The following is a 12888-nucleotide window of genomic DNA, read 5'->3' as shown; positions in this document are numbered from 1 at the left end:
GAAAGCAGGGACCCAACCACGATTAGGCATTGCTGAGCGACGTCTGGAACGACGAGCCCGGTTCGCGACATCTGCCGCGGAGTATGGGTCCCTGCTTTCGCAGGGACGACACTGGAGGAGCGTGCGTTGACGACATGCTGACACCGAACACGCTGCTTGACAGGTTGTATCTCTACCAGTCGCGCATCGCGCATGACGCGCTCAGTGCGCACGTCCGCCGGGCCTTGCAGGCTGGGTCGCACGAACCTGCCAAAACCGCAGCAGGCGATCGGCGTTTTCGCGGGTCAGTTTCGTGAACTGGCTCCTCGCGCTGGCGATCTCGACGGGTCCCATGGAGCCGGTCGTGTAACGGCATTCCATCACCGCGGCGGTGGTCTCCCAGCTCAGGCCTGCCGCCCGACACGGCACCAGCAGGCCTTCACTGCGCAGGCTTTGCATCAGGGAGCGGATCACCTCGATGCTCGACGGCGCAAGGTCCGCCAGCGCAACGATGGTCTCTTCATATTTTCGCTGCCTGGCGAAGCCGAGCAGGGCGGCCTCGTTGAGTTCGCCGCTGTCCTTCAGCCTTGCGACCAGGAGCCTGGCTGCGGTGAAATCGCGGACCTGCGACATGTCGCGCTCGACGCCGGCGGCCACCGCGGCGATCGCGTGCCGGATCTCCTCGAACAGATATGGCGGGGCGCGCTCCAGCAAACGGCTGCGAACTTCTTCCGTTGCGTCGCGCAGGAGCTGAAGGCGGAGCTCCGAGGGCAGATCCGCGCGGATGCCGGTCTGGACGGCGAGGGCTGGATCGTGCTCGGCCTGCGCGAGGATGACTGCAAATCCACCCGGCGACAGCTTGGCGCCGGGATTGCTGACCAGGCGGTGGCTCACGCTCGCAAAGCTGCGGGCCAATAGCGCGTCGGTGACGACTTCCTTCAGCCACCAGCGGCCGGCGACGGCGAGCAGATGCTGCTCACTCTTGGTCTGCGCGATCTCGACCAGGTCGTCCGCGCTAAGCCGCGACGATTCCTGAAGGATCGGCCGAGCGATCCTGATCTCGTCATTGCCGGCGAGGCGGCGAATGATCGCGGGCGGTGCCTGGGCGACCGGTGCGAGCTGCTCGCTGATGTCGGTGAGCGCCATCCGGGCGCTGATGTCGGCAAGCGCCCGCAACTCGATGGTCTTCACCAGGCGCTCGAGTACGTTGTCGAACAGCTCGACCTGCTCGCTGTTGAAGCTGCCGGCGGATGCGAGGAAAAGGCTGGTGACGCGCTTTGTCGTCGCGATGCATTTTTCGGCGGAGCCGGCGCGTATCGCGGCTTCGACCTCGTCGGCAATTGCTTGCCCGTCATTCAGCATTGCTCGTCCTGAGCCCGTCCCGATTGCTTGTTCTAAGCCAGCTTGCAGCTCTATCGGGCTTACCTGAACGTTTCGTAAGGATAATGCTCCGTAGAATCCCCTAGGCTACTCGCCGTTCCAGCCGCAGGCCTTCAGCCGCTCCTGCATGTGCTCGGGCGTCGGCGCGACGACATGGACCGGCTCCTTGTTGCGGGAGATCGGGATGCCGATTTCGCGGGAATGCAGGTGCAGGGTCGGCTCGCCGAACCGCGGACCATTGCCATAGATATTGTCGCCGACGATCGGCCAGCCCATCGCCGACGAATGCACCCGAAGCTGATGGGTGCGGCCGGTGACCGGCTCCATCGCGAGCCAGGCGAGGCCGTTGCCGCGTCCCAGCACCTTCCAGTTGGTGATCGCCTTCTGGCCATCCGGGTCCGGCTTCTGCCACCAGCCGCGCTCGGCGTTGAGCCGGCCGAGCGCCATGTCGATGGTGCCTTCATCCTCAGTGGGGCCGCCCTCGACCACGGTCCAATAGGTCTTCGCGATCTTGCTGTGCTTGAACAACAGCCCGAGCGAGGCGGTCGCCTTGCGGTGGCGTCCCAGGACGAGGCAGCCGGAGGTGTCCTTGTCCAGCCGATGCGCCAACACTGGCGGCCGCGGCAGGCCGAACCGCAACGCGTCGAAGGAAGCTTCCAGATTGGGGCCGCCCTTGGGGCCGCGATGCACCGGCAGACCGGCCGGCTTGTCGATGACCAGCATCAGCCCGTCGCGGTGGAGCACCCGCGCAAGGATTTCTTCCGCGGTCAATTGGTGAACATCGATCAATTCGTCGAGACTTTCGTTTGTGAGCCGAAACGGCTAACACACCCGCGCCATGAACGATACCACTGCGGGAACTCCCAAACAGAGCTGGTGGCAGCGGCTGAAAGGCGGCCTGAAGCGGACCTCGAGTTCGATCGGGACCGCGGTCGCCGACCTCGTCACCAAGCGCAAGCTCGATTCGGCCATGCTCGATGACATCGAGGATGTGCTGCTGCGCGCCGATCTCGGCACCGATGTCGCGGTCCGCATTGCGGAGGCGGTCGGCAAGGGCCGCTACGACAAGGCGATCTCCGCCGACGAGGTTAAGGACGTCGTTGCGACCGAGGTCGAGAAGGTGCTGGCGCCGGTGGCGAAGCCGCTCGAGATCGACGCGGCAAGGCAGCCGTTCGTCGTCCTGGTCGTCGGCGTCAACGGCTCCGGCAAGACCACGACGATCGGCAAGCTGGCCGCGAAATTTGCCGCCGAAGGCCGCAAGGTCATGCTCGCCGCAGGCGACACCTTCCGCGCCGCGGCGATCGAGCAGCTGAAGGTCTGGGGCGAGCGTACGAAGTCGCCGGTGATCGCCGGCGCCCAGGGCTCGGATTCGGCCAGCCTCGCCTTCAGCGCGCTGACCGCCGCGAAGGAGCAGCAGCGCGACGTGCTGCTGATCGACACGGCGGGGCGCTTGCAGAACAAGTCCGAGCTGATGAACGAGCTTGAAAAGGTCGTGCGCGTCATCAAGAAGGTCGACGCGTCGGCGCCGCACGCGGTGCTGCTGGTGCTCGATGCCACCGTGGGACAAAATGCGCTGTCGCAGGTCGAGGCGTTTCATCGTACGGCAGGGGTCACCGGTCTCGTGATGACCAAGCTTGACGGCACCGCACGCGGCGGCATCCTTGTCGCGCTGTCGGAGAAGCACAAGCTGCCGGTGCATTTCATCGGCGTCGGTGAAGGCGTCGAGGATCTCGCGCCCTTTACCGCGAAGGATTTTGCCAAGGCGATTGCCGGGATCGAGTAATTCATCCTTCGCGACGCGCGCAAATGCGGGCTCCTCGGGCAACAACGGCAAAGCCGTTGTGCAGGGATGACGGTGGGATACGAAAGGTCGTCATCCTGAGGAGGCGCGAAGCGCCGTCTCGAAGGATGACCAAGACACGAGTTCACAAGACACGAGTTCAATGGACTGAATTGATGGACAAGACCCAGCCGCATCCGCTGTTCAAGCTTGCAACCGAACTCGGGCCGCTGCTCGTGTTCTTTGTCGCGAACGCCAAGTACCATCTGTTCGTCGCCACTGGCGCGTTCATGGTGGCGATCGTCGCGGCGATGATCGCGTCCTATGTGGTGACCAGGCACGTGCCGATCATGGCGATCGTGACCGGCGTGATCGTGCTTGTTTTCGGCACCCTGACGCTGGTGCTGCACGACGAGACCTTCATCAAGGTCAAGCCGACCATCATCTATGGCCTGTTCGCGGCCGTGCTCGGCGGCGGCCTGCTGTTCGGCCGCTCCTTCATCGCGGTCATGTTCGACCAGATGTTCAATCTGACGCCGCAGGGCTGGCGCATCCTGACCATGCGCTGGGCGCTGTTCTTCGCCGGCATGGCCATCCTCAACGAGATCGTCTGGCGCACCCAGACCACGGATTTCTGGGTGAACTTCAAGGTGTTCGGCGTGACGCCGTTGACCATGATCTTCGCCATCGCCCAGATGCCGCTGACCAAGCGCTATCACCTCGAACCGGTCTCGCTGGAGACCAGCGAGGCGGAAGCCGGCGACCTGCGGAAGTAGATCGAAACGCAGCGCGGGCGATTGCGCCGCGCTGCGTCCGAGGTCTCAGAGATCAATTCTTCAGTGTTCAGCTCTTCTGCTTGGCGATGATCTTGTCCTTGATCTTGTCGTAGGTCGCCTGCGGCAGGATGTTCTTCTGCACCAGTTCATCCTTGCCCTTGTAGGGACGACCCTTGATGATTGCGGCCGAGTAGGCCTTGCCGACACCAGGCAGCGCGTCGAGCTGGTCGGCGGTGGCGCTGTTGACGTCGAGCAGGTCGTCCTTGGCCATCCCCGTCGTCTTCGCGTCGGGCGTCACAGCCTTCGGCGCGGGAGCCATCTTGTTGACTTCCGATTTGGTGGCGGGCGTGGCCGGCTGAACGCCCTGGGCCATCGACGGCGTCGCCGTCAGCATGCCGAGCGTGAGCGCGGTGGCGAGAAGTGAAGCGAGTCTGGTCTTGCGCATTTGTCCCCTCCAGAGGAACGTTGATGCCAACGCTGCTGAGTTGGGGTTGCGTTCGTGGCGTTGCCGTGGCCGCGAAATGAACCGCAGATAAATGCGACGCAGTATTTTGTCGCAGGCATTTCGCTCGTCATTCAGCAGCGGTTCACAGCACCGCTGAATGACGATGCGCTTACTGTCCGGCGTGCAACGCCGTCTCGATCTCGGCCTTCAGCACACTGTTGACGTTGTCAGGCGTCACCGGGCCGACCAGCTTGTAGACGATCTTGCCCTCGCGCCCGACCAGGAAGGTCTCGGGCACGCCATAGACGCCCCATTCGATCGAGGCGCGGCCGTTGCCGTCGACGCCGACGATGCCGAACGGGTTGCCGTAGCGGCCGAGGAAGCGCCGCGCATTCTCGGGCGAGTCCTTGTAGTTGATGCCGATGATCTGGAAGCGCTTGTCGCGGCCGAGCTCGGTCAGCAGCGGCGCTTCGTCATGGCAGGGCACGCACCACGACGCCCAGACGTTGACGACCGAGACCTTGCCCTTGAACGCGGCGGGATCGAGACCCGGGACGGGCGCGCCGTCCTTCACCAGGCCGTCGAGCGCAGGCAGCGCGGTCTGCGGTGCCGGCCGGCCGATCAGTGCCGACGGGATTTTCGAGGGATCGCCGCCATAGAGCCGCAGCAGGAACAGCCCGGCGAGGGCGAGGAAAACCACAAGCGGCAACACCACCAGCAGGCGGCGGGCTTGCGGCGGGCTGTTTGTCGCCTGGTCGCTCATCAAATATCCGCCGCGCTGCGGCCGGAGCGGCGCGTGACGCCGCTGGCCTCGATTTCCTTGAGGCGCGCCTGCTGCCGGCGATAGTCGGTGATGATCCAGACGATCAACAGCAGCACGACGGCGGCGACCAGCGCATAGGACGTCACGATGAAGGAGGCGTAGGGACCGAGCGACATCGTTTCACGCCGCTCGTTGACTAGCCTGCATCATCTGCAGGTTGCGCACGCGCCGCCGCAGGATCTCGTTGCGCATGGCCGCCAGGTGCAGCGTGACGAACAGCAGCGAAAACGCGATCGCCATCACCAGCAGCGGCCACAGGAACGCCTTGTCGAGCGTCGATCCGCCCATCCGGATCACGGATGCCGGCTGATGCAGCGTGTTCCACCAGTCGACCGAGAACTTGATAATCGGGATGTTGATCGCACCCACAAGAGTGAGGACCGCAGCAGCCCTCGCCGCGCGCGAAGGGTCCTCCACCGCGCGCCACAAAGCCATCAGGCCGAGATACATCAGGAACAGGATCAAGACCGAGGTCAGCCGCGCATCCCACTCCCAATAGGTGCCCCACATCGGCCGGCCCCACAGCGAACCGGTGACGAGCGCCAGGAAGGTGAAGGCGGCGCCGATCGGTGCGGCGGCCTTCGCGGCGACGTCGGCGAGCGGATGCCGCCACACCAGGGTGCCGAGCGCGGCCACGCTCATGACGCCCCAGACGAACATCGCCAGCCACGCATTCGGTACGTGGATGAACATGATCTTGACCGTGGCGCCCTGTTGGTAGTCGTCGGGCGCCATCGCCGACTGGTAGAGCCCGATCGCGAGCAGGATCGCGGTCACGCCCGCAAGCCATGGCAGGATGCGGGCGGTCAGCGCCAGAAACCTGGTCGGATTGGCGAGGTCGGTCAGCGTCTCGGTCAGCTTCATGGCACCCTGATAGTCGTCCGGTGTGAGCGAGGCAATCGGCCGAATTCCCCTCGGCGAGATTTGATCAGTCCAGCCCGTGCCGCAGGCTCGCGGCCGCGGCAAACGGGCCGATCACGAGGCTCGCCAGCGACAGCGCGCAGAGGATCGAGAAAGGTGTTCCAAAGGGCAGGGGGCCCGAGATCGCCGCCTGCGAGGCCGCAACCCCGAAGATCAGCACCGGGATCGACAGCGGCAGCACCAGCACAGCCAGCAGCAGCCCGCCGCGATGCAATGTCACCGCCAATGCCGCGCCGATCATGCCGGTGAAGGTCAGCGCCGGTGTTCCCGCCAGCAGGGTCGCTGCGACCGCAAGCGTCGCCGTGCCATCGAGATTGAGCAGCAGGCCGAGGACGGGTGTGGCGATGATCAGCGGCAGCCCGGCGGCGAGCCAATGCGCCAGCGCCTTGGCGGCGCAGGCGAGTTCCAGCGGCGTCCGGCTCATCACAATGAGGTCGAGCGAGCCGTCCTCATGGTCGGCGGTGAACAGGCGGTCGAGGGTGAGCAGGCTCGCCAGCAGCGCGCCGAGCCAGAGAATGGCGGGGCCGAGCCGCGACAGCAGCGCCAAATCCGGCCCGACTGCGAACGGCATCAGCACCGTGACGGTCAGGAAGAACAGCACCCCGATCAGCGCGCCGCCGCCGACGCGCAGCGCGATCCGGATGTCGCGGCGGATCAATGCGGCAAGGGCGCTCATGTGAGAAATCCACTTTGCAGGAGGCGTCCAAAATCTTGCTGCGTGCTCGCTGCGCTCCCTCCCCCCCGCAACCGCAGGGCAATCGCATGTGGCAGGAAATTCGGACCTTCCGAAGGAAAATGGGGGAATCGTTCTGCATTCGATTCCGCTTCGTTCGCGATCCGATTCAGTTGTGGGCTGTATCTCCGAGTCACATGCGATTGCCCTGCCCGCAACCGGGGTCTACCCCGGTTGCGCATCGCAAGCTTGCGCAAGTCGGGCAGGCCCGACTTGCGTTGGGGGAGGGCGGGGGAGAGGGGTGGCCCCGGGCGAGATGTTTGACGCGGACTTTGCTCCTTCAATCTCGACCCTGCTTCGCGGAGGCGTCGACGGATAGAGTCTGCCGTGTGGCACCCCTCTCCCTGACCTCGAGAGCGAGCTTCGCTCGCCTCGAACCCCGCAAGGGGGGAGGGGACGGAGAGAGCGCGGCAAAGTGGCGGGGAGGTTCGTCGTCTCATGCTGCGCCTCCCATCCGCAGGTCATGCGCATCGATGCCGAGCGGCAGATGCGTCGCCGCTATGATCAGGCCGCCGCTGGCGAGATGGTCGCGCATCAGGCCGATGAACATCGCCTGTCCTGCTGCGTCGAGTGCCGAGGTCGGCTCGTCCAGCAGCCAGACCGGCCGCCGCACCGAAAGCAGGCGCGCGATCGACAGGCGGCGGCGCTGGCCGGCGGAGAGGTAGGCCGCTGGCAGATGCGCGGCGTGGTCGAGTGCCACGGCGGCAAGGCATTGGCCGCCATCCATGGTCTCGCCGCCAAGGAATTCCCGCCAGAAGGAAAGATTTTCCATAACGCTTAGCGCCGGCTTTAGGGCGTCGCGGTGGCCGAGGTAGTGGGCCTGTTCGGGCAGGCTGAGCTCGGCGTCGCCGCCTTCCAGTGCGATCGACCCTTCGGCGGGAACCAGCAGCCCGGCGAGGACCCGCAGCAGCGAGGTCTTGCCCGCGCCGTTGGGGCCGGTGACGGCGAGCGCCTCGCCTGAGGTGGTCGACAGATCGAGGCCGGAAAACACCTCGCGTCCGCCGCGCACGCATTTCAGATTTCGTCCCGAGAGCCGCATGGTTCGTCTTGTCACAGCCCTCTGAAATCTTTCGCTACCGCGTGAGAATTTTTGGGTCGCGCAACGCTGTCGCACGCTTGTCGGTGTGGCGGCGCTTCTAGAAAGGTTCTATAAGCCCGGAACTTGATGCAGCACACACAATCGGCGGCCGCAAGCCATCCAGGCCATCCCCTCGGCCCGTGTCGGTCGCCGGTGTTTAGTTACCCTTGCCGGGTATAACTGAAAATTGGGATCCCTCGCATGACCTCGCTCGACAGCTTCAAATGCCGCAAGACCATGAAGGTCGGCGCCAAGTCCTACGTCTATTACAGCCTGCCCCTGGCAGAGAAGAACGGACTGAAGGGCATTTCGAAGCTGCCGTATTCGATGAAGGTTCTGCTCGAGAACCTGCTCCGCAACGAGGACGGCCGCACCGTCAAGAAGGAAGACATCGTTGCGGTGTCGAAGTGGCTGAAGAAGCGCCAGCTCGAGCACGAAATCGCGTTCCGCCCGGCGCGCGTCCTGATGCAGGACTTCACCGGCGTTCCGGCGGTGGTCGATCTCGCCGCGATGCGCAACGCGATGCAGAACCTCGGCGGCGATGCCGAGAAGATCAATCCGCTGGTGCCGGTCGATCTCGTCATCGACCACTCTGTCATCGTCAACTTCTTCGGTGACAACAAGGCGTTCGGCAAGAACGTCATCGAGGAATACAAGCAGAACCAGGAGCGCTACGAGTTCCTCAAGTGGGGCCAGAAGGCGTTCTCGAACTTCTCGGTGGTGCCGCCCGGCACCGGCATCTGCCACCAGGTCAATCTCGAATATCTCGCGCAGACGGTCTGGACCAAGAAGGAGAAGATGACGGTCGGCAAGAAGACCGGCACCTTCGAGGTCGCCTATCCCGACTCGCTGGTCGGCACCGACTCGCACACCACGATGGTCAACGGCCTCGCCGTGCTCGGCTGGGGCGTCGGCGGCATCGAGGCGGAAGCCTGCATGCTCGGCCAGCCGCTGTCGATGCTGCTGCCTGAGGTGGTCGGCTTCAAGCTCAAGGGCCAGCTTAAGGAGGGCGTCACCGCGACCGACCTCGTGCTGACAGTCACCCAGATGCTGCGCAAGCTCGGCGTGGTCGGCAAGTTCGTCGAGTTCTTCGGCCCCGGCCTCGACTTCCTGTCGGTCGCGGACAAGGCGACCATCGGCAACATGGCGCCCGAATATGGCGCGACCTGCGGCTTCTTCCCGGTCGATGCCGCGACCATCGATTATCTGAAGACCTCGGGCCGCAAGGCCGATCGCGTCAAGCTGGTGCAGGCCTATGCCAAGGCGCAGGGCCTGTTCCGCACCGCCAAGTCGGCCGATCCGGTGTTCACCACCACGCTGACGCTCGACCTCGCCGACGTCGTGCCGTCGATGGCCGGACCGAAGCGTCCCGAAGGCCGCATCGCGCTGCCGGCGGTGTCGACCGGGTTCGCGACCGCACTGGTCGGCGAGTACAAGAAGCCCGAGGGTGAGACGAAGCGCTTCGCGGTCGAAGGCCGCAACTTCGATCTCGGCCATGGCGACGTCGTGATCGCCGCGATCACCTCCTGCACCAACACCTCGAATCCCAGCGTGCTGATCGGAGCCGGCCTGCTGGCGCGCAAGGCGGCTGCCAAGGGCCTGAAGGCCAAGCCGTGGGTGAAGACCTCGCTCGCGCCGGGCAGCCAGGTGGTGGCGGAGTATCTCGCCAATTCCGGCCTGCAGGCCGATCTCGACAAGGTCGGCTTCAACCTGGTCGGCTTCGGCTGCACGACCTGCATCGGCAATTCCGGCCCGCTGCCGGAAGACATCTCGAAGTCGATCAACGAGAACGGCATCGTCGCCGCCGCCGTGCTGTCGGGCAACCGCAACTTCGAAGGCCGCGTCTCGCCGGACGTGCAGGCGAACTACCTCGCCTCGCCGCCGCTGGTGGTCGCGCATGCGCTTGCCGGCACCGTGACCAAGGATCTCGCAGTCGAGCCGATCGGCATCAGCAAGGACGGCAAGCCGGTGTTCCTCAAGGACATCTGGCCGACCACCAAGGAGATCAACGCCTTCATGAAGAAGTACGTCACCGCGACGATCTTCAAGAAGAAGTACGCCGACGTGTTCAAGGGCGACACCAACTGGCGCAAGATCAAGACCACGGAAAGCGAGACCTATCGCTGGAACATGAGCTCGACCTATGTGCAGAACCCGCCCTATTTCGAAGGCATGAAGAAGCAGCCGGAGCCGGTCACCGACGTGATCGACGCGCGGATCCTCGCGATGTTCGGCGACAAGATCACCACCGACCACATCTCGCCGGCCGGTTCGATCAAGCTGACCTCGCCCGCCGGCAAGTTCCTCAGCGAGCACCAGGTGCGCCCCGCCGACTTCAACCAGTACGGCACGCGGCGCGGCAACCATGAAGTCATGATGCGCGGCACCTTCGCCAACATCCGCATCAAGAACTTCATGCTGAAGGGTGCCGACGGCAATATTCCGGAGGGCGGTCTGACCAAGCACTGGCCCGACGGCGAGCAGATGTCGATCTACGACGCCGCGATGAAGTATCAGGCCGAGGGCGTGCCGCTGGTGGTGTTCGCCGGCGCCGAATACGGCAACGGCTCGTCGCGCGACTGGGCTGCGAAGGGCACCCGCCTGCTTGGCGTGCGCGCGGTGATCTGCCAGAGCTTCGAGCGCATCCACCGCTCCAACCTGGTCGGCATGGGTGTGCTTCCGCTCACCTTCCAGGACGGCACCTCGTTGTCCTCGCTCGGCCTCAAGGGCGACGAGAAGGTCACGATCCGCGGGCTGCAGGGCGATTTGAAGCCGCGCCAGACGCTGACCGCCGAGATCGTCTCCGCCGACGGCGGCAAGCGGGATGTTCCGCTGCTCTGCCGCATCGATACGCTGGACGAGCTCGATTACTATCGCAACGGCGGCATCCTGCATTACGTGCTGCGCAAACTCGCGGCCTAAGGCCCTTTGTTTGAGCATGGTCTCCGCGCAAACGCCTCGCGTCTGTTGCGAGGGACCGTGCTCTAACGCGGATTTGTGATCGGTGCCTCACTGCTTAGTGAGTAGCGGCTAAAAAGAAGGCGGCCTATGAAAAGGCCGCTTTCTCGCGTTTTGGGGCACGCAAGTTCAGGGACAAACTTCATGCTCCGTACAATTACGGATAGAAATCATCACGACTGGTTCGCAGTATGACAGCGATGATGGCCTATAATTCTATCTCGCGATGGTCCAGCGCGCTCGGTATCTGCGCGATCGTCGCAATCATCCGCCCCGCTCACGCCGATCCGCGTGCTGTCGTCGAACTCTTCACCTCGCAGGGATGCTCGTCCTGTCCGCCTGCGGACAAGATCATCGGTGAGCTCGCGAAGGACCCCAACGTCATCGCGCTGAGCATGCCGATCGACTATTGGGACTATCTCGGCTGGAAGGACACGCTGGCCGATTCCCGCTTCAGCGCGCGCCAGAAAGCCTATTCGCATATGCGCGGCGATCGCGACGTCTACACGCCGCAGGCCGTCATCAACGGCTCCGCGCATGTGATCGGCAGCGACCGCGCCAGCATCGAGAGCGCGATCAAGGACACTGAGAAGAGCGGCAGCGTGATGTCGGTGCCGGTGACGATGACGCTGACCGGCAAGCAGATCAACGTGTCGGTCGCCGCATCGAAATCGCCCGCAGTGTCGCGCGGCGAAGTCTGGATCTGCTCGATCTCGAAGTCGGTGCCGATCTCGATCGCGCGTGGCGAGAACCGCGGCCACGAGATCACCTACCACAACGTGGTGCGCAATCTGCTCAAGGTCGGTGACTGGAACGGTTCGTCCGGAAGCTGGACCGTACCGCTGGAGAACATCACGCGCGACGGCGTCGATGCCGCGGCGGTGTACGTCCAGGACGGCAATCGCGACAAGCCGGGCCCGATGCTCGGCGCGGCCTTCACCTCGCTTCGCTAGCGCGTTTACTGCGCTAAAGCGCGATGAGATTGGGTTGAATCGTCATCGCGCTTTAGCCTTTTGTTTGCGCATAATCTTTTCGGAAAACCGCTTCGCACTTTTCCGGATCATGCGTTAGCCTGCATCCGTCGCGTCGTTGGGCCGCACGCATGTCGTGCCGCCGCCTGGCCCGGCAACAAACGTGCATCCAATGTTGTGCTGAAAGGAACGCGCCGGGGCTCGCCGGGGCTCGGCGTGGGCATCTCGACCGCGCGGGATCGAGCAGGGTCCCCAAAACAAAAAGGACCAACTTTCGTTGGCCCAGTGTTGGGATTTAACTCCCCTGCGAACAGGCCCGATCCCGACGGCCCCGGGGGGCTGGGGGCTGAGGAATCCGGAACCGAAAGGACCGGGCCAACGCAGGATTATCTTTTCGCAGGGCAGCGGGGCAGGCGATGGGCGGAAGTGGGGCAGCAATATGATTCCGCTAACGTTCCCGTGACTCTGCGGTTTTCCGGACAATCCGCCGCGGCTGACCGTGGTTAAGGGTTGTTTGCGTTGCGAATGGCCCCTTGCAGGCCCCCTCGCTTAGCGCAATCATGTCACTCTCGTGACGATGCCGAAGTGGGGCCTTCGGAACCCGATCGTCGCCGAGATGACAGGAGGCGCTCGATGAGTTTGATCTCGGAGGACACTGATCCGAGCGGGAATCGCGCCGCGGCGCGTCCCGTCGCCGCGACCCCACAGTCCAATTGCGTGACATTCAATCGACTTGAGCTCAACCGCATTCTCAATCTCTACGGCCGCATGGTCGCCGATGGCGAATGGCGCGACTATGCAATCGATTTCCTGAAAGACCGCGCCGTGTTCTCGGTGTTCCGGCGCGCGTCCGAAGTGCCGATCTACCGGATCGAGAAGGATCCCCGGCTGGCGCGCAAGCAGGGGATGTACAGCGTGATTTCGGCGACCGGCCTGATCCTGCGCCGCGGCCACGAACTCGAACGCGTGCTGTTCGCGATCGACCGCAAGCTGTCGGTGGTGTAGGCGCCTGGTTCGACTGCCGTAGCCCGGATGCAGCCAACC

General features: G+C 64.2%; 13 protein-coding genes. 5 read left to right on the top strand and 8 right to left on the bottom strand.

The window, feature by feature from the left end; translation table 11 throughout:
- Positions 1-201: 201 nt before the first annotated feature.
- Complete coding sequence (locus tag H8A95_RS27640; protein ID WP_229186078.1) at positions 202-1341, bottom strand: DUF2336 domain-containing protein; 1140 nt, start codon at positions 1339-1341, stop codon at positions 202-204.
- Positions 1342-1446: 105 nt separating this feature from the next.
- Positions 1447-2148: an RluA family pseudouridine synthase gene (locus H8A95_RS27635; protein ID WP_229186077.1), complete on the bottom strand. Its 702-nt coding sequence runs from the start codon at positions 2146-2148 to the stop codon at positions 1447-1449.
- A 49-nt stretch (positions 2149-2197) separates the two neighbouring features.
- On the opposite strand from H8A95_RS27635, the gene ftsY reads away from it, so the two are divergent.
- Together ftsY and H8A95_RS27625 are read left to right on the top strand one after the other, a co-directional pair.
- A complete protein-coding gene (gene ftsY, locus H8A95_RS27630; RefSeq protein WP_229186076.1) occupies positions 2198-3142 on the top strand; it encodes a signal recognition particle-docking protein FtsY in 945 nt (314 codons plus the stop codon).
- Positions 3143-3315: 173 nt separating this feature from the next.
- Positions 3316-3915 (top strand): septation protein A, encoded by a 600-nt coding sequence (locus H8A95_RS27625; RefSeq protein WP_229186075.1) that lies wholly within the window; start codon positions 3316-3318, stop codon positions 3913-3915.
- 67 nt (positions 3916-3982) lie between these two features.
- On the opposite strand, the gene H8A95_RS27620 is transcribed toward H8A95_RS27625, so the two are convergent.
- The 6 genes from H8A95_RS27620 to ccmA form a co-directional block, all read right to left on the bottom strand.
- A complete protein-coding gene (locus H8A95_RS27620) occupies positions 3983-4360 on the bottom strand; it encodes a ComEA family DNA-binding protein (protein ID WP_229186074.1) in 378 nt (125 codons plus the stop codon).
- Positions 4361-4529: 169 nt separating this feature from the next.
- Positions 4530-5123 (bottom strand): DsbE family thiol:disulfide interchange protein, encoded by a 594-nt coding sequence (locus H8A95_RS27615; protein WP_229186073.1) that lies wholly within the window; start codon positions 5121-5123, stop codon positions 4530-4532.
- The gene (gene ccmD / locus H8A95_RS27610; protein ID WP_229186072.1) at positions 5123-5299 is read right to left on the bottom strand and encodes a heme exporter protein CcmD; all 177 of its coding nucleotides are present in this window, start codon (positions 5297-5299) and stop codon (positions 5123-5125) included. The genes H8A95_RS27615 and ccmD overlap by 1 nt, the downstream gene beginning before the upstream one ends.
- Before the next feature lie 4 nt (positions 5300-5303).
- Positions 5304-6047 carry a heme ABC transporter permease gene (locus H8A95_RS27605; RefSeq protein WP_229186071.1) on the bottom strand — a complete coding sequence of 248 codons (744 nt, stop codon included), beginning with the start codon at positions 6045-6047 and terminating at the stop codon, positions 5304-5306.
- Between the two features lie 64 nt (positions 6048-6111).
- Positions 6112-6780 carry a heme exporter protein CcmB gene (gene ccmB / locus H8A95_RS27600; RefSeq protein WP_163150816.1) on the bottom strand — a complete coding sequence of 223 codons (669 nt, stop codon included), beginning with the start codon at positions 6778-6780 and terminating at the stop codon, positions 6112-6114.
- A 493-nt stretch (positions 6781-7273) separates the two neighbouring features.
- Positions 7274-7876 carry a heme ABC exporter ATP-binding protein CcmA gene (gene ccmA, locus H8A95_RS27595; protein ID WP_229186070.1) on the bottom strand — a complete coding sequence of 201 codons (603 nt, stop codon included), beginning with the start codon at positions 7874-7876 and terminating at the stop codon, positions 7274-7276.
- A 240-nt stretch (positions 7877-8116) separates the two neighbouring features.
- On the opposite strand from ccmA, the gene acnA reads away from it, so the two are divergent.
- The 3 genes from acnA to H8A95_RS27580 all read left to right on the top strand — a co-directional run bounded on the left by acnA (position 8117) and on the right by H8A95_RS27580 (position 12849).
- Positions 8117-10837: an aconitate hydratase AcnA gene (gene acnA / locus H8A95_RS27590; protein WP_229186069.1), complete on the top strand. Its 2721-nt coding sequence runs from the start codon at positions 8117-8119 to the stop codon at positions 10835-10837.
- 227 nt (positions 10838-11064) lie between these two features.
- Positions 11065-11826: a DUF1223 domain-containing protein gene (locus tag H8A95_RS27585; protein WP_229186068.1), complete on the top strand. Its 762-nt coding sequence runs from the start codon at positions 11065-11067 to the stop codon at positions 11824-11826.
- 651 nt (positions 11827-12477) lie between these two features.
- Complete coding sequence (locus H8A95_RS27580) at positions 12478-12849, top strand: DUF2794 domain-containing protein (RefSeq protein WP_163150808.1); 372 nt, start codon at positions 12478-12480, stop codon at positions 12847-12849.
- Positions 12850-12888: the final 39 nt, after the last annotated feature.

It is taken from the genome of Bradyrhizobium oropedii (assembly GCF_020889685.1).
Taxonomy (GTDB): domain Bacteria; phylum Pseudomonadota; class Alphaproteobacteria; order Rhizobiales; family Xanthobacteraceae; genus Bradyrhizobium; species Bradyrhizobium oropedii.
Note: the sequence above shows the minus strand (reverse complement) of the source record. Positions and strands in the feature narration are given on the sequence as shown.

Coding starts and splice junctions, on each gene's coding strand:
- H8A95_RS27640 (WP_229186078.1), bottom strand. CDS start 1,341: ATGCTGAATGACGGGCAAGCAATTGCCGACGAGGTCGAAGCCGCGATA.
- ftsY (WP_229186076.1), top strand. CDS start 2,198: ATGAACGATACCACTGCGGGAACTCCCAAACAGAGCTGGTGGCAGCGG.
- H8A95_RS27625 (WP_229186075.1), top strand. CDS start 3,316: ATGGACAAGACCCAGCCGCATCCGCTGTTCAAGCTTGCAACCGAACTC.
- H8A95_RS27620 (WP_229186074.1), bottom strand. CDS start 4,360: ATGCGCAAGACCAGACTCGCTTCACTTCTCGCCACCGCGCTCACGCTC.
- H8A95_RS27615 (WP_229186073.1), bottom strand. CDS start 5,123: ATGAGCGACCAGGCGACAAACAGCCCGCCGCAAGCCCGCCGCCTGCTG.
- ccmD (WP_229186072.1), bottom strand. CDS start 5,299: ATGTCGCTCGGTCCCTACGCCTCCTTCATCGTGACGTCCTATGCGCTG.
- H8A95_RS27605 (WP_229186071.1), bottom strand. CDS start 6,047: ATGAAGCTGACCGAGACGCTGACCGACCTCGCCAATCCGACCAGGTTT.
- ccmB (WP_163150816.1), bottom strand. CDS start 6,780: ATGAGCGCCCTTGCCGCATTGATCCGCCGCGACATCCGGATCGCGCTG.
- ccmA (WP_229186070.1), bottom strand. CDS start 7,876: ATGCGGCTCTCGGGACGAAATCTGAAATGCGTGCGCGGCGGACGCGAG.
- acnA (WP_229186069.1), top strand. CDS start 8,117: ATGACCTCGCTCGACAGCTTCAAATGCCGCAAGACCATGAAGGTCGGC.
- H8A95_RS27585 (WP_229186068.1), top strand. CDS start 11,065: ATGACAGCGATGATGGCCTATAATTCTATCTCGCGATGGTCCAGCGCG.
- H8A95_RS27580 (WP_163150808.1), top strand. CDS start 12,478: ATGAGTTTGATCTCGGAGGACACTGATCCGAGCGGGAATCGCGCCGCG.